This is a genomic window from Sphingomonas sp. Leaf30, assembly GCF_001422525.1.
Classification (GTDB): domain Bacteria; phylum Pseudomonadota; class Alphaproteobacteria; order Sphingomonadales; family Sphingomonadaceae; genus Sphingomonas; species Sphingomonas aerolata.
Genome location: NZ_LMKZ01000018.1, coordinates 193,921 through 219,030 on the forward strand (window position 1 = coordinate 193,921; position 25,110 = coordinate 219,030).

General features: G+C 61.8%; 27 protein-coding genes and 1 pseudogene. 12 read left to right on the forward strand and 16 right to left on the reverse strand.

Features of this window, described 5'->3' with window-relative positions; genetic code table 11:
* Nucleotides 1-3: 3 nt before the first annotated feature.
* The 6 genes from ASE89_RS14635 to ASE89_RS20555 all read right to left on the reverse strand — a co-directional run bounded on the left by ASE89_RS14635 (nucleotide 4) and on the right by ASE89_RS20555 (nucleotide 3,315).
* Entirely contained in the window at nucleotides 4-1,341 is a 1,338-nt protein-coding gene (locus tag ASE89_RS14635; RefSeq protein WP_056679163.1) for a tyrosine-type recombinase/integrase, read from the reverse strand.
* A 160-nt stretch (nucleotides 1,342-1,501) separates the two neighbouring features.
* Complete coding sequence (locus tag ASE89_RS14640) at nucleotides 1,502-1,819, reverse strand: hypothetical protein (protein ID WP_156363503.1); 318 nt, start codon at nucleotides 1,817-1,819, stop codon at nucleotides 1,502-1,504.
* Nucleotides 1,816-2,049: a hypothetical protein gene (locus tag ASE89_RS14645; protein ID WP_056679166.1), complete on the reverse strand. Its 234-nt coding sequence runs from the start codon at nucleotides 2,047-2,049 to the stop codon at nucleotides 1,816-1,818. Before ASE89_RS14645 ends, ASE89_RS14640 begins: the two co-directional genes overlap by 4 nt.
* 107 nt (nucleotides 2,050-2,156) lie before the next feature.
* A complete protein-coding gene (locus tag ASE89_RS14650; protein ID WP_236701810.1) occupies nucleotides 2,157-2,510 on the reverse strand; it encodes a transcriptional regulator in 354 nt (117 codons plus the stop codon).
* A complete protein-coding gene (locus ASE89_RS14655; protein WP_051916349.1) occupies nucleotides 2,507-3,022 on the reverse strand; it encodes a hypothetical protein in 516 nt (171 codons plus the stop codon). Before ASE89_RS14655 ends, ASE89_RS14650 begins: the two co-directional genes overlap by 4 nt.
* Nucleotides 3,019-3,315 (reverse strand): carph-isopro domain-containing protein, encoded by a 297-nt coding sequence (locus ASE89_RS20555; RefSeq protein WP_156363504.1) that lies wholly within the window; start codon nucleotides 3,313-3,315, stop codon nucleotides 3,019-3,021. The genes ASE89_RS14655 and ASE89_RS20555 overlap by 4 nt, the downstream gene beginning before the upstream one ends.
* A gap of 85 nt (nucleotides 3,316-3,400) precedes the next feature.
* Between ASE89_RS20555 and ASE89_RS14660 the strand changes: the two genes are divergently transcribed.
* The gene (locus tag ASE89_RS14660) at nucleotides 3,401-3,925 is read left to right on the forward strand and encodes a helix-turn-helix domain-containing protein (RefSeq protein ID WP_156363505.1); all 525 of its coding nucleotides are present in this window, start codon (nucleotides 3,401-3,403) and stop codon (nucleotides 3,923-3,925) included.
* Nucleotides 3,926-4,268: 343 nt separating this feature from the next.
* Here ASE89_RS14660 and ASE89_RS14665 read toward each other — a convergent pair whose 3' ends face one another.
* Nucleotides 4,269-4,733, reverse strand: coding sequence for a hypothetical protein (locus ASE89_RS14665; protein ID WP_056679173.1), 465 nt, complete (start codon nucleotides 4,731-4,733; stop codon nucleotides 4,269-4,271).
* A 142-nt stretch (nucleotides 4,734-4,875) separates the two neighbouring features.
* On the opposite strand from ASE89_RS14665, the gene ASE89_RS14670 reads away from it, so the two are divergent.
* Nucleotides 4,876-5,340 (forward strand): AAA family ATPase, encoded by a 465-nt coding sequence (locus ASE89_RS14670; RefSeq protein ID WP_082451566.1) that lies wholly within the window; start codon nucleotides 4,876-4,878, stop codon nucleotides 5,338-5,340.
* A 484-nt stretch (nucleotides 5,341-5,824) separates the two neighbouring features.
* Here ASE89_RS14670 and ASE89_RS14675 read toward each other — a convergent pair whose 3' ends face one another.
* Nucleotides 5,825-6,505, reverse strand: coding sequence for a phytanoyl-CoA dioxygenase family protein (locus ASE89_RS14675; RefSeq protein ID WP_056680665.1), 681 nt, complete (start codon nucleotides 6,503-6,505; stop codon nucleotides 5,825-5,827).
* A 126-nt stretch (nucleotides 6,506-6,631) separates the two neighbouring features.
* The gene (locus tag ASE89_RS14680) at nucleotides 6,632-7,864 is read right to left on the reverse strand and encodes an ABC transporter permease (RefSeq protein WP_056679179.1); all 1,233 of its coding nucleotides are present in this window, start codon (nucleotides 7,862-7,864) and stop codon (nucleotides 6,632-6,634) included.
* A gap of 1,387 nt (nucleotides 7,865-9,251) precedes the next feature.
* Here ASE89_RS14680 and ASE89_RS14690 point away from each other — a divergent pair.
* Nucleotides 9,252-9,530 (forward strand): hypothetical protein, encoded by a 279-nt coding sequence (locus ASE89_RS14690; RefSeq protein ID WP_056680668.1) that lies wholly within the window; start codon nucleotides 9,252-9,254, stop codon nucleotides 9,528-9,530.
* 316 nt (nucleotides 9,531-9,846) lie between these two features.
* Entirely contained in the window at nucleotides 9,847-9,984 is a 138-nt protein-coding gene (locus tag ASE89_RS20560) for a hypothetical protein (RefSeq protein WP_156363506.1), read from the forward strand.
* Between the two features lie 26 nt (nucleotides 9,985-10,010).
* Here the strand turns inward: ASE89_RS20560 and ASE89_RS14695 are convergent, their stop codons facing one another.
* Nucleotides 10,011-10,274 (reverse strand): DksA/TraR family C4-type zinc finger protein, encoded by a 264-nt coding sequence (locus ASE89_RS14695; RefSeq protein WP_056679184.1) that lies wholly within the window; start codon nucleotides 10,272-10,274, stop codon nucleotides 10,011-10,013.
* Nucleotides 10,275-10,480: 206 nt separating this feature from the next.
* Here ASE89_RS14695 and ASE89_RS14700 point away from each other — a divergent pair, with 206 nt between their 5' ends.
* Nucleotides 10,481-11,107, forward strand: a complete 627-nt coding sequence (locus ASE89_RS14700; RefSeq protein WP_056679188.1) for a hypothetical protein — start codon at nucleotides 10,481-10,483, stop codon at nucleotides 11,105-11,107.
* A 17-nt stretch (nucleotides 11,108-11,124) separates the two neighbouring features.
* Here the strand turns inward: ASE89_RS14700 and ASE89_RS14705 are convergent, their stop codons facing one another.
* From ASE89_RS14705 to ASE89_RS14730, 5 genes are all read right to left on the reverse strand, one after another.
* A complete protein-coding gene (locus ASE89_RS14705; RefSeq protein ID WP_056679191.1) occupies nucleotides 11,125-12,438 on the reverse strand; it encodes an RES domain-containing protein in 1,314 nt (437 codons plus the stop codon).
* A gap of 56 nt (nucleotides 12,439-12,494) precedes the next feature.
* Nucleotides 12,495-12,917 carry a hypothetical protein gene (locus ASE89_RS14710; protein ID WP_156363507.1) on the reverse strand — a complete coding sequence of 141 codons (423 nt, stop codon included), beginning with the start codon at nucleotides 12,915-12,917 and terminating at the stop codon, nucleotides 12,495-12,497.
* A gap of 227 nt (nucleotides 12,918-13,144) precedes the next feature.
* Entirely contained in the window at nucleotides 13,145-13,354 is a 210-nt protein-coding gene (locus ASE89_RS21000) for a hypothetical protein (protein WP_201781556.1), read from the reverse strand.
* 282 nt (nucleotides 13,355-13,636) lie between these two features.
* Nucleotides 13,637-14,623: a hypothetical protein gene (locus tag ASE89_RS14725; RefSeq protein WP_056679198.1), complete on the reverse strand. Its 987-nt coding sequence runs from the start codon at nucleotides 14,621-14,623 to the stop codon at nucleotides 13,637-13,639.
* 34 nt (nucleotides 14,624-14,657) lie between these two features.
* Nucleotides 14,658-15,098 carry a hypothetical protein gene (locus tag ASE89_RS14730; RefSeq protein ID WP_082451570.1) on the reverse strand — a complete coding sequence of 147 codons (441 nt, stop codon included), beginning with the start codon at nucleotides 15,096-15,098 and terminating at the stop codon, nucleotides 14,658-14,660.
* 147 nt (nucleotides 15,099-15,245) lie between these two features.
* Here ASE89_RS14730 and ASE89_RS21625 point away from each other — a divergent pair.
* From ASE89_RS21625 to ASE89_RS14760, 6 genes and pseudogenes are all read left to right on the forward strand, one after another.
* Nucleotides 15,246-16,160 (forward strand): annotated as a pseudogene (locus ASE89_RS21625) (ATP-dependent nuclease); the annotation flags it as partial.
* 1,085 nt (nucleotides 16,161-17,245) lie between these two features.
* The gene (locus tag ASE89_RS14740) at nucleotides 17,246-18,970 is read left to right on the forward strand and encodes a UvrD-helicase domain-containing protein (protein WP_056679208.1); all 1,725 of its coding nucleotides are present in this window, start codon (nucleotides 17,246-17,248) and stop codon (nucleotides 18,968-18,970) included.
* Between the two features lie 13 nt (nucleotides 18,971-18,983).
* The gene (locus tag ASE89_RS14745) at nucleotides 18,984-19,631 is read left to right on the forward strand and encodes an abortive infection system antitoxin AbiGi family protein (protein WP_056679211.1); all 648 of its coding nucleotides are present in this window, start codon (nucleotides 18,984-18,986) and stop codon (nucleotides 19,629-19,631) included.
* Between the two features lie 24 nt (nucleotides 19,632-19,655).
* Complete coding sequence (locus ASE89_RS14750; RefSeq protein WP_056679214.1) at nucleotides 19,656-21,596, forward strand: hypothetical protein; 1,941 nt, start codon at nucleotides 19,656-19,658, stop codon at nucleotides 21,594-21,596.
* A 99-nt stretch (nucleotides 21,597-21,695) separates the two neighbouring features.
* On the forward strand, nucleotides 21,696-22,256 hold the full coding sequence (locus ASE89_RS14755; protein ID WP_056679217.1) for a hypothetical protein: 561 nt from the start codon (nucleotides 21,696-21,698) through the stop codon (nucleotides 22,254-22,256).
* A 225-nt stretch (nucleotides 22,257-22,481) separates the two neighbouring features.
* Complete coding sequence (locus ASE89_RS14760; RefSeq protein WP_056679220.1) at nucleotides 22,482-22,661, forward strand: hypothetical protein; 180 nt, start codon at nucleotides 22,482-22,484, stop codon at nucleotides 22,659-22,661.
* Nucleotides 22,662-23,381: 720 nt separating this feature from the next.
* Here ASE89_RS14760 and ASE89_RS21630 read toward each other — a convergent pair.
* Entirely contained in the window at nucleotides 23,382-23,558 is a 177-nt protein-coding gene (locus ASE89_RS21630; RefSeq protein WP_082451572.1) for an AbiV family abortive infection protein, read from the reverse strand.
* A gap of 314 nt (nucleotides 23,559-23,872) precedes the next feature.
* Here ASE89_RS21630 and ASE89_RS14765 point away from each other — a divergent pair, with 314 nt between their 5' ends.
* Entirely contained in the window at nucleotides 23,873-24,853 is a 981-nt protein-coding gene (locus ASE89_RS14765; protein ID WP_156363508.1) for a hypothetical protein, read from the forward strand.
* Nucleotides 24,854-25,110 lie beyond the last annotated feature (257 nt).

Consider the following 25,110-nt stretch of genomic DNA (forward strand, 5'->3'; position numbering starts at 1 on the left):
CTCTCACATTTTTCTGTCCTCCCGCATGGTCGAGGATTTTTCAACTCCGGTACGGTTCCGGTGCATTGCACCCGGCGCAAGCTTTTCGATGTCTGAAATGATGCTCTCGAGCGCGCGAACGACGCTGGGGAACTCGCCGATCGCATAGACCTCGGTCTGGCTTCCCGCGCGGTGGCCCATGAAGCCCTCCAAGTCCCATTTCTCGGCGCCGCGGTTGCGCACGAGCGTCGCCAAGCTGTGGCGCAGCACATAGGGGCGCCATTCGCGGGCGGTCGGCATGTCCAGCTTCTTCAGCATTGTGTCCCAGGCGCGATCGACGTCCTGCACGGGGCGGCCGTGATGGTTCACCAGCCAGCCGCGGCCTGCACGCTCGGCGGGCTTGAGCGCCATGTAGGCGGCGTATTCAGCGCGCAGCCAGCGATCGAGCACCGGCAGCACGGGTAGCAGCGCGCGATGCTTCTTGTTCTGCGTGCGGCCCTGCGGGTTGAGGTCGATCGTCGGGGCGCCGGGCCACCATTGCTGGCGATCGGGCGCGACGCTGATGTCGACCACTGCGCCGGGCCGCGCGATCGTGCAGACCGACGCGACGAGGAACGCGTGGAGCGAGCCGCGCTGGCGATCGGGTTCGGCGGCATAGGCGAACATCTTCGCCAGTTCCTCGACGCCGATTCGCGTGCGGCGCTGGCGCTGCACCTGGCGGGCGGGGAGGGGCTTGTAGATCGGGCGCTTGTCGGAGCGCGGCGGCTCGGCGTTGGCTGCGTGGTTCAGCACTGCGATCAGCTGCGCGATTGAAGCCTCAGTCGCGGCGGGCGAGCGGGTGCGCGATACCGTGACCTCACCTTTGCCGTTGCGCCACTCGACCGGCTGCAAGCGCGACCAAGCGCGAAACGCGTGGACGAAGACCGACGAGCAGGCGGCGGCGCAGCTGGTGGCGTGACCAAACCGGCCTTCCGCGGCCAACGACTGCTCAGCGTCAAGAAACCCGACGACGTGCGCCAAACGTCCGGCGATCGTGTCGGCCGACACCCGTGTGTCGCCCCACTCGATCTTATAGTCCGCGATAGCGTCGGTCAGCAGATAGGTCTGCGCCTGCGCCAGCGATTGGCCGCAGGCGTGGCAGAATGCCGGGGCCTCGCCCTTGTCGGCAAGATAGAGTTTGTCGAGCGCGAGGATCGCCGCCGTCTCGTCTACCGTACCCGTCGACGAGCTGCGCTCGCGTCGCGTGGCGGAATCGTACCACCAGACATAGAGATTGGGGCTTCGACGAGTTCCGTCTGCCCGTTCGTCATGAGCGAGCCAGTATTTGCCCCGTTGATAGACCGGCGGCGTGCGTCGCGACATTGTGTTCGTTCTTTCAGATATTCGGATTTGGCGCGGTGCGTCATGTCGAAGAGGCCGAGGCTGCCGAGCAGATCAAGGTCGGCGGACTCGAGCCGGATGCCCTTCCCAAGTTCGGCGGCGCGGGCGAGTTTCTGGTCGAGCCGGACGATCGAGGGGGCGTTCACTGGATCGCCTCGCGAAGCTTGTGGGCGTGGGCGACAAGCCCCTCGCTGCGCGATGCGAGCGCGGCGGCAGCATCCGTTAGGTTTGCGTCGGATGCGCCGCGGTCGCCGCTGATCTTGAAGTTCAGAGCGCGAACCGTGATGCACAGTTCGTCGGCCAGCCGGCCTTTGCCAAGCAATCCGGCGACGGTATCGAGCCCCATCATCCGGACCACCGCCACCGGAAACGCGACCTGTTCCCGTTTTCGGGAACAGGTGCCTAAACGTTTCAACGGCGCAGGTTTGCATGCTTTGGCGGGTGCGGCGCTGTTCATCATGCTGGTCCTCTTGGTGCGGGGCGATCGAGCGGGCGCGCCAGTGGCCGCTCTTGTAGAAAGCGTTTCGACAAGAGCAGTGGGGTGGCGGGGACATCTCCGAGCGCGAGGCCGCAAATGCGTTGCCATTCTGTCGCGACCGTCGCGACGATGACGCCGAGCGCGGTCGCGCCCCCGCCCATGAACAGGCCAATAGAGACGCCGTGGAAGATGGGCATCGTGACGTGGATCATGGGGCAATCCTTGCAGGCAAAAGGGTGGCGGCACCGGAAGCATGATCTTCCGAGGCTGCGGCGGGATGGTTCAGGACGGTCGCGGCAGCTCGGCCGCGGGAATCAGATCAGGGGATCAGCCGGGGGATGGCGACTTCCGCCGCGTCTGGCGCGTGGTCGTCATTGGCCGGCACGCGGTGGTCGTCGTTGGCCGGCAGGTGATTGTCGTCGTTAGCGGGCTTCGAGCGCCATTGGCCGTACGGCAAGCGGATCGCCGGCTTCGGGATCATGCTCGGCCGCACAATGCGGAAGATGCAGTGCCGCGCCACGGAGACGTGACCGCAATTGGCGTTCTGAAAAACATTGCGGATATCTTGCAGCAGCTGATCGATTTCAAATGAGTCACAGTCTATCAAGTGCGTTAGGCCGTGCGGGCACACCATGGCCGGAGCGCGCGGCGTATAGCTTCTCCTCTTCGTCACTGATGGGTCCCCCCGGTATTGCCCGACCCCGTCGACATGGTGGGACGAAGGAAATTTGGCAGGCGCCGACGAATGCGGCGTAAAACGCCGTCAACCTGCTGCGCCTCGACCAGCGCACGATGATGATCGCGCGGGGACGAACCGGGCTGGGCGGCGGCAAAAAGGGCGGAGTGCAGTTCTCCTGCCTTGTGGATGAAGTCGAGCGAATCCGCCACGAGCGCGAGGCGACAGGCTTCCTGCTGCAGGATCTTGATCCCGAGTTGCTGACTAAACGCGTCGCGGAACGGCGCATCCTCACCGCCTGCAAGGCGATGGGCGGTATCTAACGCCAGCGCTTGCATGAGGGTCGGCAGCGTTCCCGTGTCGGGGTCGGACCACTCGCGCATAGTCCGCGCGGAATAGTCGCGCTTAGTGAGCGCGGTGATGACGCGCGCAGCTTCGGCCGGGCCGATCTGCGCGAGAACCTTAGTCATCGCGTCCTGAAACGTATCGGGCGTGCGGAGCTTGGTCATGCGCCGCCTTCTCGCTGCAAAACCGAACGCTGATGGCAATCGACCTTGCCATAGGGAGGAGGTAGATCAGTTAAACGAGGCACGTCTGATAGCCCATTAAGCGGAAATACAGCGGCTAGGGCACTGATCTGAATGCTAAGTTCGCGGGCCTTTTTCAAGACCTCCGGCTGCTTGGTCGATGGAATACGGCCTGCGGTTTTCGAGCTTTGAACGCTGGACGGCCGTTCAATGAGCGCAGCAGCCATCGGCCGGACGCCGCCAAATCGATCAAAGAGGTTGGATACAATGACCATGAGCAGCTATGTACGATAAAGTCGCACAGCATATCAACGATTATTTCGCACAGACAGCGTGCGAAATTTTCGCGACGTAGCACGCGTGGAACCCGCTGCTATCAGGCTCAAGAAACTGCGCGAGGCTGCTGATCCAGCTCTAAGCGTGCGTAAACTCGCGCAATTGCTAGGCATGCCCGCGTCGACGTACGCGTTTTACGAGGACCCGAAAAAATTTAAGAAGGCTTATCTGCCGATCGAACTGACAAAGTCACTCGCCCAGCATTTGACACCTCATGGCATAGACCAGTGGGATGTGTTGGCGCTGGGCGGCTTCGAGGAAACGAATGCGCCGTCCATCGAGGCCAGTATCACGCCCGTCGCGCAGTTCGCGACCATGCAGGTCCTGTTGCCGGACGCGCGCGCTCTGGAGCGGATGTTTCTTGGGATTCTGAAAGCTTCGGAGGGCTTGCCGCAGGAAGCGCTCGCGCGTGAACTCGCACAGCTGCTTCCCAGAGGGCTCGGGCTTCTTCAAGGGCCGCTCGTGTTCGAGCAGACGGATGACGACGATGCTCCTCAAGCCGATCCTGAAGACGGTCACGACGATCGTCCCGCGCGCCAGCGAGCATAGCGCAGGTTGTTTCACACCGAGCGCATCCACGCTCACATCGGGGCCGAGACTGGAACACTAAAACCATAACGCCGACTCATATCGTTCTTATTATGTTCCGGTCCGTACGGCGCGATTTCCAACAAAAATAGGGGGTGCCTGCGAAAACTGGTGTCTTCCTAACATCGGGCTGCTCAAAGCGAGAAAATCCGATCGCGGAATGGTTCAGCTTGGAGGGTTCACGCTGAGCAGATGTCATCCTTGGTGGAAAGCGGACAGGCTACTTTTCGGGAAGGCGGGTGGAGATAGCAGACATTGGGCAGCTGCCGGCTTTCCCCAAAAGGATCGAATTTCGGGAGATCATTTACGCCACAGTCGCGAGGCTCTGGGCGCGCTCTAGGTCCTTCGGTCGGCCGAAAGCGGCGAGCATGGCCTGTAAGTCCGCCCTTTCAGGAACAAAGACAACCATGCCATCGACCTCGATGCGTTTCCGCGTTGCCGGCAGTACCGGCAACCACGCCTCGCCTGACCAGCGGTGGAAGTCTGCCATGAACTCTACCGGCAATGGTGACGTCCCGCTCCAAGTGCCAAAGATGCTCGATCGAAATGCAGCGTGCGCTGATCCGTGCCGAGGCTGAATGCCGATCATCGGCAGGATGCGTCGTGCATCGTCAACGCTCAACAACACGTCCACGTCACCTACATGACCCGGGTCAGCTCCGTGCAGGGCGACGGCTGCGCTGGCGATAATCCACCAAGGATCACGCGCCTCGACCATGATGTTTCCGACCGCGTTCAATGTTGCCAAGAGGGGTGGGCTGACCATCATCTGCTTTCAATAGCGCCCTATTATCTCGCTTGGGAACGTCGATCGAGACGGCCAGCGCGTTCTCATGAGGATCGAATTTCGGGAATCGCTGGCATAGGACCTAACCTGCTAGGGAAGGGCGCAAGCGACGGCGGGAGACGGAATGCCTAAGGCTCACCTTGTGTTCGGCTTCTTAGGATCGGGAAAGACGACGTTAGCTAAGAGGCTTGAGATTCAACATAGCGCCGTCCGCTTCACGCCTGACGAATGGATGGCGCGCCTATTTGGCGAAGACCCGCCCGCCGACACGTTTCAAGATAGGGCATCGGCTATTCTGGATCTCATGCAGCCTATTTGGGCTCGCTGCCTGTCACTGGGCCTCGACGTTGTTCTCGATTACGGCTTCTGGTCTCGGGCTGAACGGGATCGCGCACGGGCTACGGTCGAAGACCTAGGCGCCACCCCTGTGTTGTGGGCTTTAAGCTGTTCCGATGACGAGGCCCGAAAGCGCATCGCCCTCAGAAACGACGCCGCTCACCGGAGCCTCTATATCGCTTCTGCCACCTTCGACCTGCTCAAGGCACGGGTTGAGCCTTTGGGCATGGACGAGGCGCACTCGGTGGTGTGAGCATACCGCCACCGCTTCCCGAATACGAACTTCGGGCGGGAACCTCCCGCCTTGATCGCGCTGACGGACGCCTGCAGGTTTCGCTTTCCCAAAATCTGTTCCCAATTCCTCTTGCCCAAAATGACCAATCGGAGACGGAGAAACGGGAAAGATTGCGCTTAACGAATGGCCGTTATTGGGCCCCCGGATCGCCAACCTGAACGTCCGGGTTTAGGCGCTTTCGGTCATTCGGCGCGATCGGCGTCGGAATGGCTGAATGTGGTGGTTAGGGGACGTTTGCGCTGGCTGTCCGTTCTCTCACGGCAATGTCCTTGCCAACACCGTACCCCGAAGAATACGCGAAAAGTGCGAGCGCAACTACTCCGACACCAAGCAACAATCCCTTGATTGGCTTTGAAATTGTCATGGCCATGTGTCCTCCTGACTCGAAGATCATCTCGATCGATGATTGATGTCAATGTCAGCTAATGGGTGTGAGCGGGCGTCAAACGCCAAGCCATTCAAGGCCACCAGGAAGTTCGTCAGCAGAAAAATCAATTTGGAGGACGCGCCGATGCGCCGGACGGCTCGCGGCTTCGGAAGCGTGGAGGATTGGCGTTGCATAGAGCCATAAGTCGCCAGCATCAGCAGTACAGACCCGTGTGCCGCATTTGCTAACCACTTGCTCGATGACATCGACAGGAACACGCCCTTCGGCATGCGAACCGGGCGCAATTAGAAGCGGGGCATTGGTCGCGGGAACATCGTCAAGGTGGGCTCGCAGAGTGACCATGCGCGTGAGTAAATCAAAGGGCGGCGCGACGTGCTGCATGCCGCCCTTGATGGTCCAAGGGCCAAAGCCATCCATATCAATCCGCCGCTGCACGCAGATGGTACGGTCTTGATGCCAAGCCAGTGACCAGTTCGTCTCGGCAGTTTTGTCGAAGAAGATTGCTCTCACCGGGCGGCATCTTTGGCCCAGCACATTCGCTGCGATCGAGCCGATTGCTCCACCGCAGGCGAGAAACGGACGGAGGGCTTCAATGCCGCGGATGCGAATACCGGCTTGCTCCGACGGCAGGTGTGCAAGCGCCGCTCGTAAATCGGCCAAGCTGCCGGCTAAAGCGCCCGCAAAAAGCTCCGCGCCGTGATCAGAGAACGTAAGGCGGGACTGATCGTGCATCATCACGGCGTCAGCTAAGCCTAAGCGGTGGGCCTTCGCAATGTCTGCTGTTGGGCGGGAGCGGACATAGGCTTGTCGCGTAAGTGCTGAGTTTCGGATGTCTCGTATGTCCCGCCTTTTGCGACGGACCTAGGTGTGTCGGAGGACAGAAGCTGGATCCACAGCAGCTGCCCGTAGAGCTGGGTAAATTGTGCTGGTCACAACGCCGATCGCAACCAGCGCTACGATCCAGGCAATCTCGGTGGGAGAGATTACCAAGGGAAGGGAAAGCAGGACGTTGAGCTCGATAGGCGGGTGATCCATCATCGCACTGATTCCGGCGGTGATTGGATCTTTGGCGGCTTTCAGACCGAACCCGAGTGCCAAACCAGCCAGCTCGCCAACGAGGCCGATTGTCACGCCAACGACAATGAACACCTTCGCCGTGGAGTATCGCGATATGCCCATCGTCCGAAGAATAGCAATTTCGCGCACTTTATAACGAACCAGCATCACCATCGATGACAGCACGTTCGACAAGGCGATGAGCGTTACCAACGATATGATCAACGTCATGGCCAGCCGTTCCTGCGCCAGCGCCGTGAACAGAGTTGCGTTCATGCTCTGCCAGGTAGCAACCGTATAGCCCGGCCCCAGTCGCTCCTTGATGGCCGCTACGACCGCATCTTGGTGTTCAGGATCGCTGAGTCGTACATTGATTTTGCTGGCGACACTGTCCGTTCTCAGGATCGCTCGAAGGTCGGCGATCGGCATTATGACGCGGCGACTGTCGAACGACTGTACCTGCGTGCTTACGACGCCGGAGACGGCGAGATCGTGATTGTCGACAGCAAGTCCATCACGATCGAAGCGGACCATTGTTATCGCTGCGTGATCGCCAGGAGCAATCCCAAGCCTGTCCGCGAGATCGCTCCCCAATGCCATGGTTCCTGAGCTCGTGGGAGCAGCGCCGGCAATGCTGTGTGCTGAGTCGTTAAACAGGGGGCTGACGCTTATCTGCGACGGCTGCACACCTTGCAGGTCAGCCGCAAACGACCTTCCGCCAGCGGTAATCAGACCGGAAGCGTCTAGCGATGCGGTTGCCGCCTGCACCCCGCGAATGGATTCAAGCGTCCGTTTCACCTCGGCCGGGCGAGCAATCCGAAGCCTCGGACCACTGACGAACAGGTGGCCGTCCGCCGACGCGATCTGCCCTGCAAGTCGGACCTCGGCGCCATTCATGAAGCTCACGACTAAAACCAACGACGCGACGCCGATCATGATGCCGGCGCACCCGATCGCCGCAATTAGCAGTGCTAAGCGCCCACCTGCGCCAGGGACCAGGAAGCGCGAGGCAAGAAGCTTCTCGAAAGTTGTGAGCAAGGATATCCTTCCAGCAACGCCTGTATCCTAAAAACAGGAGCGCGACCTTATGGTACGATCCTGTTGGTAGGCGCCAGGATGAACGACCACCTGTGCGTGCTAAAAGCAGCACTCTTCGCCCAAGTAGGGTCACCACCGGCCAGTGTCGCGAATTTGCTGAGTTTCGAACGTCTCGAATGTCGCTGCTTTTGCGACATTCGAGACCGATGACGGCTTGTGTCGCGTCGCAAAGGGGTCCCTTTTGCGATGGTCGAAACCGCCCAGTTGTCGCCATTCATCACGGTGGTCGCGGTGCTAGGAAGCCGTCGCTATTGGAGCTGGAAGGCTATGCTGCCTGCAACCCAGTTGCCTGAGATCTGACGCAGGCATAGGATGACGTGACTTATTAAGTGAGGACTAATCCCATGCACGCCTCCGATCAATGTCGCCGAACTGAAAGAAGGCACCTTTTGATTGCCGCAGTTGTCGTCCTCATGGCGATCACACAATATGCTGGCTTGAAGGACGCTGCTCACGACTTCGAACGCGGCTTCCGGGACGGCACTGGCGGGCGCTAAGCCGCCATTCCGCTTTCCACCCATCCGGCCCACTCGTGATGCACAAGTCAAGATTTTGGCCGGTTAGCTTTCCAGTCCCGATCTGAGGAAACATCTCGCATGCCCACCGTCGCTACGGTTTTCGCGAACGTCCTGATTTACGGACTTCTGGGATGGGCTGTTGTTGGGTGGCTGGGGTACCGGACCCATGCTCATATAGCCGGGCTATTTCTTGCTGTTGGTTTCGCTCTTGGCAGTTTCGGGGGGCATGCTGCGGCAGAGCCCGAGAACATCCTCCAACTCCGTGCTCTCGGTTCAGTCATGGGATTGGCCGCCCTGTCAGCATTGATGTTCTACCGGCTTCGCGGCATCGCTCAATAAGCTCTGGCGAACGACTGATAGTTACACAGCGGCGATTGCTGCTCGCAGTGGTGTCGCCATAAGCAGATGCTAAGGAGGCAGGATGCTACAATCCGGAGGAATATGGACCGCAGTTCTCGTTATCGGTGCCATCGCTTCGGGCATCGCAGCGGGCGGTGAATGGCGTGTCGCTAAACGCTCCGCCCGACGTGAACACCTGTGGGGAGCAGCTGCATCGCTAGGACTGGGTTTGATCCTTGCCTCTTATCTTGTCGCTCCAACCTAACCATAGGTCTTTAAACGCGACTGGCCCGCGATCTTCACGTTCAGCCTCTCTGATGCGAAAATCAAAAGTTTTGCATCAGCTCTTATCGTGAATTTACTAGCCTGAGCGACGATCGCTGTTGCCCAGCCACTCCTGCGATTAGAGACAAGGACCTCTGGACTAGCGCCCATCTGCGACCCATGTTTCGACAAGAAAGGGGATGACGATGGTTAGTACATCCAACGACGGCATCATGTCTGAATACCTCGTGAAGTGGGGCTTGGCCAAAACGAGCGAGCGTGAGCGTCCGACAGACTTGCTTGAGACACTTTACATAGCCGAGCGCTTTCAGGCGGGTGATGACCTGAAGCCATTGCGCCAAGGCTATGACCATTCCGTTTGGAACGGCGTTTCGGCCGCCGAGGTTGATCGCCGCCTTATTATGTTAGACGAGTTTATGATTAAGCTCGCTCGCGATCGTGCCGAAATGTGGGGCGCCAACTAAAGCGATCAGTGGTCAGCTATCGTCGGCTCCGGCCTCTCGATAGCTGACCATCGACCGCGCGAACATGATGCAAAATCATCAGTTTTGCATCAGGCTTGAAGCCGCTGAAATCGTGGCATCGCTTGATGCATAAATCCGATGCGTGTCGGTCGTGAATGTCCGGGTTTGGTGGTAAGCGGCCTGTCCGCTTTGGAGCCGCTACGAGGATTTTCGCTCGTTCGTTCATGCGGTGGGGCAGACGGCTCGAACGCTTTTCGATGGCGGCAACCGGCTCGTCCGCTTAGAGCGCTCACACAGCCTAACCGGACAATTGTTCATGAAGCTCGCACCGTCGGCACCGCTGGAGCCGCGCGGTATCTACCTTCTCGATGGGGCCGCGCGGCGAGAGTGGGAGCACAGCATCGTGCCGCTCGAGCGGACGCGATGGTCGATCACGTTCCGGACGCTCGCTTAGGTTGACCCGCTCGCGTCCGCCGCGGGTCAGCGCAGCTGGCTGTCCTTGCTGCCGCGCCGGTTGATGCCGGAGAAGGCGGGCCACTTGTCGCGCTCGCCCTGGCAGGCGACGCAGGTTCTAACGCCTAGGAACGCTTCACGGCGGCGCGCCGGGATCGGCTCGCCGCACTCGTCGCAGTTGTCGGCGCTGGGTCCGGCCGGCATGCGCATGCGCGCGAATGATACCGCGTCCCGCACCGTGTCGTCGATCTGGTCCTGCACCGCGCCGTCGGGCACCCAGCCGTTCGCCATTTCCTCTCCGTCTTCAATCCGTTGGGTCGGATATCAAAGGAAATTCGCAGCCGGCCAAGAAGGTCCACGGCTGGCGAAGTAGTCGGCATCTCAGTTGCGTTCCTTTCGCGAACGGCCGCAGCGACGATGGCGCCGCGATCTCGCGACGATGCCAAAGCCGAGACACGGCCTATATTGTAGAGCAGACGACGATAGGGGACGCCTGCGTGATCTTGGGACTTGATCGAACCGATCTGTCGGCGATCGCCTCCACCGTTGTGGCCGTGGTGGGTGTCGTCGCCTCGCTGAAGATCGACCCGACAATCGGCACGGTGACGACCGCCGTGGGCGTGATCGCTACTACCGGGTTCGGCTACTTGAAGGCGCGCCGGGCGGAGGCCGCCACCCGCAAGAACGCCATCGACGTCGCCAACATCTCGGCTGGCGCGACGATCGACACGAACGCGAAGACCGTTCTGGTGCAGACGGTGACGGCCGAGCGGGCGAAATGGCGCTCGGAGCTGCGCGAGGTGGTGACCGAGCTGACCGCGCTGCTGCGCGCGTCGGCCCGGGGCGAGACGTTCGAATGGCAGGAGGTCGACAGGCTCCGCGGCGGTGTGCGACTGCGGTTGAACCCGAAGGGGCGGGGCGCTGCGCCGACGGGCGTTGACGAGCATCCGCTCGACCGCCTGATCCACGCCGACCTCGATGCCCTCGGCCAGACGGGGCCGGCTGGGACCGGCCAGCACGACGGGATCGCCGACCGGCTCGAGCTGCACATGGCTGACCTGTTGAAGCAGGAGTGGGACGTGTCGAAGGACGAGGCGGTGACCGGCAAGCTCAAGGGCGGCTGATCCACGCCACCTGACCATTAGAAGTCTTGCTCGCCGAGGTCCGGCAGGTCGCGCCCGATGACCGGCGAGGCGTAGTGCGTGTCGACGGCGTATGTGGCCGACCCGACCTGGAGCAGTTCGATCGAGCCTTCGACGTATTCGATGCCGGCGTTCGACGCGGCCGGCAGCGGCGACGCGAAGTCCAGGAAGTCGAAGTCGTCGGCCTGGCGGCTGGCCTTGGCGTCGCCCTTCGGGTCAGGTGGTGTCGGATGGTGGATCAGCGCGGCGTCGCCCATGACCGCGATGTTTTTGCCGCCCTCGCGCTGCGCCGAGCGGAAGATGATTGCGTCGGGTGTCACGTCGTTGCCGCGCCAGCGGACGGACGTGCTGGTGAGGTATTCGGCGACGACCTGCGCCGGGACGTATTCGAGGTGCTCGTCGCCGGGCAGGATCGGCTGGCTGATCTCCGAAGCGAAGCTCTGCATGAACGCCCATTGGGTCGCGCGGACCATCTGGTTCTTGGCGAAGATGTCGAGCTGCTTGCCGGCGCGGGTGAAGCGCGTGAGATCTAGCACATTGATCGGTCGGTGGACGCGGAAGGCGGCGAGGCTGATGAGCGAGCCCACTGCGGGGCGCATCTCGGCGACCGCCGTGTCCTTCTCCGTCGCGCCGTAGAACACGGCGATCCCGGCGGCGTTCATCCGCCCGGCCTTGCGCAATGACGGTGGTGGCGGCCCCATGAGCTCAGCCGGGTCCTTCGCGATCTCGCGGAACTCGTCCTCGTTGGGCACGACGCGGGCCCGGTAGAATGTCGTCTCGTCTGCAGGTGCCAAGCGGTAGAAGGCCGGCTTGTTGTCGATATCAGACTGGTTCTGGATGCCGTTGAAGATCTCGGCGAGGAATTCCTTGGCGTTGTCGTTGAAGAAGCGCTGGCGGTGCAGGATCGCCTCGCGGAAGCGTCGCCACAGCGCGCCGTGGCGCCAGCCGTCGAGCCGTATCGGCACGTAGGTCTGGTCTTCGGCGAAGAAGGCTCCCTCACCATCGGGCGGCCAGTAGTGGTCGTTGTCGATCAGCCAGCCGATCAGCCCGTTGATCACCCGGTCGTCATCGGCGCCGGTTGTCCCGTTGATCACGTCGTAGAGGTCGTCGCCCTCCTGGTGGTCGAACATCCATTCGCCGATGGTGTAATTGCTGCGGAGGGCCGACTCGACAATCTTCCCGACCTCATCGAGCGGGATGGCCTTGCGGGTGGGGTGGATCTCGCACCGCTCGTCATCGGGGAGGCCCGGGCGGATTTCTACTAGCCGGCGCTTGAGCGTCGTGTTCTCGAAGCATTCCGGGCACACGTTCATTTTGATCTTGGGTCCGCCAGTATCCGTCCTGCTGCGGCACCGCAAAGTCGCCGCCATCAGGCGTCTACCCCGTTCCGCAGCAGGAGTCTCTTCGCGAGCTGACGTTCGTATCCCGCCTCCGACAGCCGTGTGAGCTCCAAGGCCGCCGCCTTCGGCCTCACCGCCTGGTAGGTTATGCCGACACCCGCGGCCAGTTCGGTGTTGGTGATGTGCTCGCCGGCAATCTTGATGACGTCGGTGATCGAGACGTCGCGATCGAAGCTCGTGCGGTAGTCTATCAGCAGGCGCGTCTCGCACCTGACTTTAAGGTTGAACACCTCGCCGGCGTCTAGCTTCGTCATCTTATCGCCGGAGGGGAGCCCAGTTCCCCTCCGGATCGTCAGCGCCGTCCGCGCCCCCAAACACGTGATCGGCAGCGACGCCGGCCCGGTCAGTCCGGGCTTGTTGACGTGGATGCGTTCGACGAGCGCGCCCAGCAATTCAGGCCCATTCTGGTGGGGGTCACGTCAGGCTTGTTGCGGAGCTTGCACAATGATGTGACACTGCGACCCGTCTTTGGGGGGCGCGAGATGCGACGGACGCTCAAGAGGGGCGACAAGGTGCTGGTCCTCGAGAAGGATTGTAGCGCCGCGAGCAAATAAACCCGGTGGTTTGAGAACGACCCTTGTCTGGATCTCGATCCCTAAGGATACCGCCTAATCGAGGCTCAATGCAGATCGGCGTGACGCTCCAGAACGCGCATCAGCACTGCGTTCGCATGCGTGAAGTTGGCGAACTGCCCCTGCAAGCCATACGCCCATTTCTCGCCATGGAAGAGGTTGTTCCGTAACCGCCAGATGACGAGCAGCACAGTCAGAACCCGCTCCCGCGGGGCTTCAGCATCGCCGCTGATGCCGGCAGCAATGAGGGCGGGCATGTCGCCTTTCCGGATGCGCAGGCCGTAGAACAGGGATGTGAACTCCCCGTCTCGGAAATACCGTTCTCGGAAGTAAGCGACCTCACCATCGTATAGTTCGGCGCCGAGCGTCCCTGCGTCGTCCCATTCCTCGACCGCTTGCGCGATCCTCCGCGCGCTGGCCTGCCCCCATCAGCTTGGCCTCGAACAGGCTCCAAAAAAACGCGAAGGACCTGATCGCATCGCGGTCGGGATCCGGAAGCGCGGCATAGCCTGGGATCCTTTCCATAAGCCACGCATCGCTCAGTCCACACCGGCTTTGATCCCTGCACGCTCGACGCTCACAGTCGGGAGGCCGAAGCCGACTCGGCGCGACATGACCCGATCATCGTCCTCTCGCAACTCGACAACCGCGTTATTCGGGGAGTCGACGAGCAATCGCTCGAAGATCGGTGGAAACTTGCGATGGGTGAACATCATCTGGGGGAGCTTGATGTCCGCAAGCGTGCCGGCGAGGAAGTCAGGCATCCTGACGAACTCCGCGTATTCCGTCCGACCGTCCATTCCGGGCGATGCGAACGCGATCTGAGGTCGCCGGAGATCGACGACCCCGCCCTTCCGTCGTCTCATGATCTGGAACAACAGCCATGCGAGGTCAAACGCCACTCCGTCATGCCGATCGAACATGGCGTCCCGGTCACTGATCCAGCGGATGCTTATCGGTGATTTCGCGTCGTTGACCATGCCGAGCGCCACGGCGGCGAACGAGGTGACGAGGAATATCCGCCGCAGCAGGTTCAATGATGGCTGTCTTCGGGCGAGTTCCGATTCAAGCAGTCGCAGGCGATGATCCAGAGCGCCGTAGTATGCGGCGTTGGGAGGTTCGGCCTCAGTCCAGTCGGCGACGATCTTGCGAAGCTCCGGGACCAGGGATGACATCGCCTCCTGCGTGACGGCGAGGCGGAGGCTCGCGCTGGCGCGTGAGACGAGGAAGCTCACGCTGAAGGTCACGGGACAGCAGAGATAGTCCAGCAGCCCCTTTGGAGGAGTGCGGGAGGACTTCAGGTCGCTGGGCGATGTGGCCGCGATGTAGGACGCAATGTTTTCGTCCGTATCGTGCTTCGGGATGATGACGAACGAATATGCGTCGTTCTGCTTGCCCGGATCTCCCACGCTGAAGTCGGATACGACCGTCCACGATGCAGCCGCCGGATACTTGCCGAACCATCGTCTGAAATCGCTGTGGATAGTCCCGCTCGACTTCTCGATCAGGTCAATCAATTCTAGCATGGCCAGCGCCTCGCCGGGCTCCCATGCAGCCCGCTCACGCCCGTGCCTTCATGAGCCTGCAAGCCAGTATCTGATCACCCCAACGGGTGGCGAAGGTTTCGGAAATCTCGAACCAACTGCCGTCGTTCCCTGCGCCGTGGTTTCGCCCCATGCAGGAGCACTGACATTCGTGTCCGGTCGCGTTGAGGCATGCCGGCGAGCACTTCTCCTGCTCCCGATATGGCTGGATCACGTAGACCTGCCCGAAGGTCCTGAGAGCGCGCTCGACGAAGTCGTTGAACCACGCCTTGGGGATCTCCCAATACCGCTTTCCCGAGATCCATGCTGGATAGAGGCGACGGCCATCCTGTAGCCAGGCGCGATTGTTGTTCGCGTAGGGGAGGCGCGCACGCAGCAGCTGCCCCTTGCCGGTTCGTCGCAATATTACCGGGATAGCCTGCTGGTTCCAGATTCTGGTCAGTTCCGCATCATCCATTCGACCGCCCATATTCAACAGGTCACGTCATGATGATGCCGGAGTTTGAACGGATAATAAATCGCGATCGCTTTGATTTCGGCTCTTGATCGCCCTCGCTGACGGCCAGGGATTACACTATGCCTCGGGGCAAGGAGAGGGAGCTAGATGCATCTTCAAAGTGTCAGGTTGGGTAATTTCCGATCGTTCGATGAAGCGCGGCTCGAACTGCAGAGCGACCTGACCGTCCTTGTCGGCGAGAACAACGGCGGCAAGAGCAATGCGATCGATGCGATACGGCTGTTGACCGCTCCGCTGAGCGGGCGACGGGAGATCTACTGCGAGCCGACCGACGTGCGATTCCAAAGCGGGTCTGCCCGGTTCGAGCTTGAGGCGCACTTCGCCGAACTCTCCACCGGACAGCAGGGACGACTGATCTCGGCCGCAACCGACGCAAGTCTGACGAACGCCTGCTTTGGTCTACGGTATGATGCGACGGCACCTAATGCACGGCCGCACCTGTGGGCGGGCAGGGATGGCAACGTCGCCGAGCCGAACTGCCACGACATGGTCAGGCACGTCTATCTTCCCACGCTCCGCGACGCGAAGAGGTCGCTCGCTTCTGGAAACCCGACGCGCATCATGGCGCTGCTCAATCATTTCCTCGAAGGCACGAGCGCCGCGGATTTGGCGAAGGAGCTTGCTCGGCAGAACCGGCACAATGTTCTGACGAAGGTCGACGATGCCGTCGGAAAGGGCTTGGCGGCCTTGACTGGAGGGGTGCGGCGTCAGGCCGCAACGCTGGGCTTCGCTTCGGACGAGGCATTGATCGACATAGCTCGTGACCTCCGCTTCAAGCTGGCCGATCACGGTATCGATCCCGAGGACCTCCGCTATTCCGGGCACGGCTATGCGAACCTGCTCTTCATGGCGATAATCGCGGTCGAACTGGAGAAGGTCAGAAACACCGATCTGACGCTCTTCCTTGTCGAGGAGCCGGAGGCGCATCTCCACCCCCAACTGCAGGCCGCTGTGCTGTCATTCCTGCGCGAACAGGCCGAACAGTCCCGGAAGGATGCACCCGCCGACCACGGGCCGGCGGGCGAGCTTCAGGTCGTTGTCGCCACGCATTCGCCGAACCTGTCCGCATGGGTGAGCAGCGACCGCCTGGTCGTCTTTAAGTCCGTGATCGCCTCGGCCGATGTTGGCGGCAGGGATGATCATCCGGAGTCCGCCTCCCTTGACGCCAGCCTGATCGAAGAGGTGCTGACTCCGGAGTCGAAGCCTCGAAATGATGCTGCTGCGGCGGAGTCCATCGCTGAGGCCATCTCCATGCGATCGCCGCGCCGATCTACGCGATGCCTACCGCTCGCCAAGCTGCCGCTGGAACCTTTGGATCGCCGGAAGGTCGATCGATACCTCGATGTGACGAAGGCGGCGCTTCTCTTCGGTGGGCGTGCGTTGCTGGTCGAGGGCATCGCGGAGGCACTGCTGCTTCCCGCCATCGCCAAGTACCACGTTCTGCGGGATCAGCCGGAGAAACTCCGACTGTTCAGGTCGGCCGTATTCATCCCGATCGATGGCGTAGACTTCGCGCCCTACGTTTCCCTGCTTCTGACGGAGCTCGACGGGACCCGCATCGCAGATCGCGTCGTCGTCATGACGGACGGTGATAAGGGCACGAAATCGAAGGAAGATGAAGAGGACGTCGACCTCGAGTATGCAGCCGAACTCGACGAGACGTCGCCTAATGGGGCGGACGTGCCGCGAGGCGAGGACCCGACGGAAAATGAAGAGGAGGAGGAAGGCGAGAAGCTAATCCCTGGCGAACGGCGTAAGCGCTCGCTGGACCGGTTGGTCGGAGGAATGGGCGCATCGGACCAGTTCGCGGCTGTCACCAGCACCTATTCGCTCGAATCTGAGCTGGTGGAGGCCGGGAACGCCGATCTGCTCGAAAAGGTCTTCCTGGAGCTGCACAAGCGGTCGAGGACGAAGTGGCGTAACGCCATGAAGAAGGAGGGCGACGAGCGCGCCCAGGCGATCCACAAGATATTCAAGAACGCGCGCAAGGGAGATTTTGCGCAGATCCTTGCACGCCGGATCGAGGATGGTGAGAAATTAAAGGTGCCCGCCTACATCAAGGACGCGATCGACCAGCTGGTCATCACGTGACTGTCACCTACAGGCCCACGCTGGAGCAGGACGCGGTCATCTGGCACGACGGCTGCGCGTTCGTCACCGCCTGCCCGGGGGCGGGGAAGACCAGGACCATGGTTGAACGAGCGCGTCGCCTATTGAGCGATCGCAGCGATCGACGGGGCGTGGCGTTCCTGTCCTTTACCAACACGGCCGTCGACGAGCTGGAGGCGCGCCTACGGAGCTTCGGCGTGCTTCCTTCGCCAATTTTTCCCAGCTTCATCGGCACCTTCGATCGCTTCCTGTGGCAATTCTTCGTGGCTCCGTTCGGGATCGATGGGTGTGACACGACCCCGCGTCTCATACCGGACAAGCCGGATTGGCCGGTGCAGCCGCATGAGACGATGCAGGCCATGCCGCTGCGGGCGTTCGACCGAACGACGGGCGTGTTGGACAGAGCGATCGCGACCGAACTCCGGTTCAACCGGGATCCAGGCAGACATCAGGCCCGCGCGCTGAGGATGCTGGCGGCAGCCCGAACGAAGGGACATGTCGATTTCGAGGACGTGCGCGAGTGCGTGCGTGGTCGGCTCGCCGACAAGCCGTTCGCGGCGAGGCTGGGAAAGGCGCTGGCAGCGCGCTTCCGCGAGATCATCGTCGACGAGGCGCAGGACTGCAATCCGGCCGACCTCGACGTGGTCCAGTGGCTCCGGGACTCCGGGATCACCGTTAAGGTCATCTGCGACCCCAATCAGTCGATCTACAAGTTCAGGGGCGGCGTGACGGACGAACTCGACAGGTTCGCCGAGCGGTTCGAGGAGTCCGAGCGCCTCCCGATGAGCGGAAACTTCCGATCGACGCCAGCCATCTGTTCGGCGATCGTCGCGCTGAGGCCCCCGGCCGCACGCGGTGCCGTCGATCAGGCTTTGGGACCGCTGAAGGACGAACTGAATCCCGTCCACATCCTGTCATATGGCGGCACGTCGGTTCCGAAGACGATAGGAGCGAAATTCGGAGAGATCGCGGGTTCGCTCGGCATCCAGAACGCGGATGCGCCAATCCTGGCGTCGCGCCTTCCTACGGCTGGCAAAGCGATTGGCCATCCCGCGCCCAAGGAATCGCTCCACATGACGCTGGTGCTCGCGCGTGCGGTCACCGATTTCCATTTCTCCTTCGGTCTTGGAAACCGCCGTGAGGCGCTCGTCGCCCTCCACCGCGCGGTCCTGCAGGTCCAAGGCCACATTCATTCGCCTGGTGAATACCATGCCCACGTTGCCGGCGCGAATGCCGAGGACGGGAAGTGGCGTCCTGGAATCATCGAGATCGCTTCGAAGTTGAAGTTCGACCCCGGCGACACGGCGGAGGGATGGCTGGCGAAGGCGCAGGCCCTGCTCGGTCCCGGCCTCGTCGCGTCTGGAAGCATCGGTCAGCGCATGAGAAAGAGCCCTGATCTGCCAGCGGCCCTGGCAAGTGCACCGTTGCAAACACACCCTGCACGCACGATCCACTCGGCGAAGGGCTTGGAGTTCGCGGCCGTCTGCGTGGTGATGACGAGCAAGAAGACTGGCAAGGTCATCGATCACCTTCAGACAGGAGGGGGCAATGCCGACGATGCCGAGGACGCCCGCAAGATCTACGTTGCTGCATCTCGCGCGAAGCGGCTGCTTGTCCTCGCGGTCCCGAGGAATTCAGCAGCCAGACTGGAGGCACTTCTGGCCTCCACCGGCTGCACGACGCAGCGGCACGACGTCGTTTGAGCGCGAGGGTGGAATGACGCTGATCGGCAATATCGATCCATCTTGGAAGGACATGTCTAAATACGTGGTCCACTTCGCGAAGGAGACGGTCGGGAGGTCGGCCTACGACAACGCGATCTCGATACTTTACCAGCGGCGGATCATCGCGGCGAACGCCTTCGGCGCAGGGCGCCACCTCGCCCCTGCGCGTAGATCGGTATGCTTCAGCGAGGTGCCGCTCCATCATCTAAAGCGATTGGCCGATGTTCGAGGGCAACACGGCATTGGCTTCCGAAAGGAGTATGTTGTGGAGCGCGGGGGCGGTCCGATCCTCTATGCTTACAAGGACACGCCGCAGGCGCAGTCCGTCAATGCCATGGTCCACGCAGCGGCGCACGATGCGAGCTCGGCAATTTGGGATTTGGCTCCATATGTCGACCTGCCGGGGACATATGGAAAGTCGAAATACCTCTACGAATGGGAGAGGGAGTGGCGGCACGTCGGCGATCTCGATTTCTCGGAAGCCGATCCGGCCTTCCTGATCATTCCGGAGGGGCTTCACGACGCGGCGCGAGATTTCTTCCACGCTGCGGAGGTCGACAACGTGGGGCCGAGTTACGAATGCCCGTTCATCGATCCATATTGGGGTGAGGACCAGATAGCGGCCGCCCTGCTTTCTTGAAATTTCTACCGACGGTGCCTTTGTATGCCAGCCGACTTCGATACCTCTCCCGGCATTCACGCCATGCTGTATCGCTATCGCCCCAGCAGGCGCCCCGGCCAACGGATCATCTCGCTGGAAAGTCCAGACTCGTTCGATCGGGATCTGATCGAGGCTGTTGCCCGCGAGTTGGATGTGCCTGCCGCTGCCGCCTCGCTTGACGCAGGGGAGGTGGCGGCTCTGGCAACGGCAGCCGATTCGGCACGTCGGCGGTTCGGGGACGACGCGGGGGTCTCGCTGGCACTGCAGCGGCTGCTGACATCTCGCGGGGGCGCGCTGGATGCCGAAATCGCCCTCGTCGCGATCACGGGGCATGCTCATCATGGGGGCATCCTAAAGACCTTCCCGGGAATGGTGGGATCCGCCGCGATGATCGAGGCGATCATCGAAGGCGCTCCGCTTGGGGCAGGGGCCGGGTTGCATCATCGCATCGATGTGAACGCCCTAGTGATCCGCCATCTGGATCAAGCCAGGCGGGCGATCCCTGTAGCAGAAACAAGATGGGACGATCTCCTGCCGACCTATATCGTAGCGGCGATGGCTCAAGGCCTCGGCTGGACGCGCTGGGTCAAGCTCTTCGCGACGCTGTCCGACAATGCGGAAATCGCCGACGATACCGACCCCAGCGATCCCGAGACGCGCCAATGGGAAACCGATGACTCGCTGCGCATGCGGCGCGAGGCTCTGGCCGAGATCCTGCCAGACCATGCGGTTCGCAAGGTCGCACGACTGGTCCTCGACCTCCGGGGCGTGCTTGCGAATTCGGGGCCGGACGTCCGCCTGGTCTACCTCCAGCGTCTGCGCAGTGCCATCGGCGACGACGACGATCTCCGTAGGGCTACGATCGAGGCCCTACTGAGCCGCGGTCCATCGCGGGAGCGCGACCTGGTCCTTTTCGCGTCTACGCGACTGGTCGAGACTGGCGACGAGGCCTTCATCTCGGAACTCGTCAACCACCCCGATCGCGACGTCGGATACCTGGCCGACATCGTTCGACACGCGGTGTTCGGGGCGGAGGTCGGCGACGGCGCGTGGCCGACGCCGACCGTCAGCGCCATCGCGGATGGTCTGTTTCAGATTGGCCTCATGCCCGCCGCGACGGAGCATCCGCTCACCTGGATCGGCGATCGCCTTCTCGAGCGGCTGATAGAGCAGACCGTAGCGAGCGAGGAGCGGAGGTTCGCCCAGGAGTATCGCGACCACAGCGAGGAAGGCGAGGAGGGCCTGTTGCGCAGCTTCTTCTCCGATCTGGCGCACCGCCTGCGCGCCTTGGGAGATGGGCTGCGCGCCGCCGCGCACGCCACCGGCTCAGATCGGGTGACCAGCATCCAGTTGAACTATCGGCCAGTGGACAAGTCGGAGGAGGGGAAGCCGGGTGTGAACCCGCGGGGCGATGCGGAGCCACCCTCCTTCTCTGCTGACCTCTGCCTGATCGTTGATCCGTATCTGGATGGTCGATCACTCGGCAAGCGCGTGACGCTGGTGCAGGCGAAGAGGCTCCGTCTCAAGGACACCGCGCGACCGAGCGCGGGTCTAGCCACGTCATTCAAACTGGAACCCAAGCAGATGACGGATCTGCTCCGGCAGACGGGATCGTCCTTCTATCTGTTTCAGTGCCCCGGGCTTCTCGACAGGGGAGTACCGATGATGCCGACCCAACTCGTCGAGGACTTGGCGCGGCACCACGCCGCGAGCGCCGCTCAGATCCCGGCCGGTCGAGTAGGCCCAGCATCACGGCCCTTCGCCGACTGGCTTACTTACATGGTGCTTGCGCTGCGGACCGGCGATCCGCTCGCCGAGCTCGTGGAGAAGGCTGAGGGGAGTGACGGGCGTCGTCCACGTCCACTGGCGAGGTTCGGAACCGTCGAGATCGCGCTGCACGTCGGCGAACCGAAAGGAGAAGCTGGCGAGGGCGTATCCCGGTGATGCTCCGGCGTTGACGAGGTTTTGATCTACCATTGCCATGACCCCTGGTGTCGCCGCGGATCAACCGGACGATGGCGGTGCCATGTCACCGTTCCAGAGTTGACCGAGATCGACCGGAGAGATGGCGATCTTCCTCTTCTTGGCGGCATCCATGGCGGCGGCGATCAGCTCAGGCTCCTTCTTCCGTTCGAAGCCGGCTTCGTCATAAATCCCGAAAAGGCCCACTATGCCGACCGCAACGCCAGGAGGACGGTCACGGGCCTTCGGGTGAACGAGGCTCTGAACGTAGATCGCAGATTCGTGCGCAACCTGCGCGCCGCCCTCCGTTCGGTCGAGGTGCTCGGTGAGATGGCAGCCGAAGCCAAATTCCATGCCGAGCACGGGGGTAGCGCGGCGATCGGCAGCCACTTTCAAGGGAAGCTGTCCTGGCTCGGGCACGGCAAGGGTCCTTCCGACCCGGTCTTCCGCGGCATGGCCTCACGCTTCAACCGATCGTTCCCGACGCTGGCGCTCGAGATCCAGCCGACGCGGTCCGAAGTGCGGGAACGCGCCGTCTGGCTGATCGAGCACTGGGAGGGCACCGGCGATCAGGGCACCGCCTTCTTCATGGCGTTGGCCTGTCACGGCCAATCACTGCGTTTCACCGTCGGGCGTGGTTGAACTCTACCACCCTTCGAAGCCGTCCAACAAGTTCGCCGCGTCGGTGAAGCACCGCAGCAGTGACCACGTTCTCGCGGTCCTGGACCACGCGATCCCAACGAACGAATTCTACGAACTTGAGACTGCCGCAAGGGGCGCGGCGACCGGCGACGCTACCGTGGCCGTCGGGTACCCGGGCTTCGGCCCCGGCGACAAGCTCAATGTGCGGCCGGGAAATGACACTCCATGCCGATCAACAGCGCAGTGCAGATGGTCGAGGTTCAGCAAATGCTGACGCAGGGCATGTCCGGCGGGCCGCTGCTCGATCTTAACGATCAGGTGATCGGCGTGGTACACAAGAGTGGTCACGAGCACGGCCGGCAGCTGGCCATCAACATCGGCGTCCTTCACGCCTGGCTGCCATGATCATCGCTCTAGTGCCTCGAGCTCGTCTGAGCTTGACGAGTGCGGAACGATCCAGGTCCTGCAGACTCTGGCGCCTCGGCTGGATCTGCAGCAGAAACGGCGCATGCTACGCGCCAGCCTTTAGGGTCAGATCAGACAGACGAAGCTCCCCAAGCGGAAGCCGATGCTGCCGATGTTGAAGCCGTCATAAACTCGTTCCAGGGTAGGACACTCATTCAACCGCGAGCCGGCTTCGATTCGCCTTTGCCCGAGGCTTTGCGGTGGCACCGAGAGAACGCCTACCTCGGCTGAACGAACGGCCAGAGTTGGTGAGCAGATAGACTGGTCTGAGCGGCCGATTGTGGGTCTCAGCGGCTGGCAGGATCGCCGGAAGCTGAATCCTGCTATGTGCCAAGCCATTCGCGAATTTGGCCGGCTGTCACTGCGGGCTTCTCGGCTGGCGGAAGGTGCCCACACTCGGGGATCACGTGCGGGTCTGCTCCTGGGATCGCGTCGGCAATCGGTTTCGATAAGGCGACGGGGGTCATTAGATGGTCGGTTCAGACTGCGATCACTGTGGGCAAGACGATGCCCGCCAAACCGGGAACAAGTCATCGCGCGCGGCGACCGCCTTGTTCTGACGCACATAAGCTGCTGCGCCGACGCGCACGGTCATACTCGCAAGGGCGTCGCGTATCTCTGCGCTGGTTCGGGGGTGAACCATGTACGCGACCGGGGCCCTTAGCGCGCGAAGATCGGCCGCGGCTCACAAGCAGTGTACGGCAAGGCAAAGGCACGGGAATGCCGCCCTTCCTTTGCGAGAATGTCCGCCTCTTCCAACAGTTCGCGTGCATTTTCCCGATAAGCTACCATGCCTCCAACCAGGGGTGGTACGGTGACTAATTTGGCAGAACTCATATGTTCGACACAACGCTATACAACCAGCCGATAAACCCTTGGGCATGCGTGGCAGCACTAACCTGCACCGGAGGTCTACCTCTCTCTGCGCCGTCCATAGGATCCGATCTACCGCTCAGCCCGATCCTGCTCGCGCAGGACAGCTGGCGGCTAGCGTGCGCGAAAGTCAGATTCCCTTGACGCGGGGCATTCTCCGCGCAAACCTACGATCTGCGCCCCGAGTCGAGTCCGGAGTCTTTGCGGCTTCATCAGCTCTGCGCCTGTTCACTTAGCTTGCCGCGACGGCGCCGTCGTCGAGATCGGGAGACAGCACGGTGAGACGAACCCTTCGAATACTGGCAGCTGCGCTAGTTGCTATTAGCGCTCCGGCGTTTGCACAGACGGACAACGGGCGTGATTTTAACGCCTACATCCTGAAGGCGGTTGAAGTGCTCAACCGGAACTACCCGGCTAAAGGCTACGCGAACTCGGCGTATACCCACGCGCTGACGTATGGACCGGACAAGTCTAAGAAAATCCGACCAGGCAACGCCCCATATACCATGTGTGTCGCCGCGGTCGCGGAGGTGATCATTACCGCGCTCGACCTGTATATGGATGACCATAAGAACAATCCTGAGGTTGCGCGCAAAGTCCTCGATTACCTGCCTCCCGAAGGCTGGTCGCGCATGCGTCCCAAGGACATCAAGTCGCACCTGTGGGTCGACCCACGATTGAAGGCCTCCGGCACTGCGGACGCTTTGAGCACGTTTGGGATCGGTCGCCACGCCGACTTCGAAAAGCTGCGTCCCGGAGCCTTCATCAATCTGAACCGGACCAACAGGACCGGCCACGCGGTGGTGTTCCTCGGCTATATCGATCGGAACGGAGATGACGTTAGGGCACATGGCCCCAGCGTCGTCGGCTTCCGCTACTTCTCGTCTCAGGGGGCGACGAGGGCGCCGGGGTCGGGCTTCGGCTATCGGTATGCGTTCTTGAACCAGAACAACCGGTCGTTCTGTCCGTCGCTGGGCGGGGGGCGGAAGGTGGATTGCGACATCATCGCCCGTCGGGATCAGAACTACCTCAACACGGGCTACATGCTTCACCCAGACTATTGGGACGCTGCCTACCGTGACCGCAGCCTGGAGCAAGTAGTCGCGCGCATCTACAACCAGGACTACAGCAGATCTCCTGCGCGCCTCGGCTTGCGTCCTGGGCTGAGCCGGGCGCAATTCGAAGCTGCGCTCCGCCGGACCGATACCATGAAGCTGGATCCGAAGTATCTGGACCAGCGCATGCCCGAGGAGCGTTAGGTGTTCACGCCGTTCCGAGGACGAGGTCCTTTGGCTGCAGCCTGCTTGCTGTGCGCGGCCGAAACGCTACTCGCGTCTTCCGTGCATGCCGCGCCATGCCCCGTTCCCAAAGAGGAGGTCAATGCACCCTCGGGAACTCCGTTGTCTGTCGATGAAGGCGCGGGCCGCGCCAGGCTGCTCTACGAGGAGAGCCATGCGCTTCTGATCGGCGAGTCCCGGTACGCGTCTGGCAGCGGCTGGCGCACGCTGTCCAACGT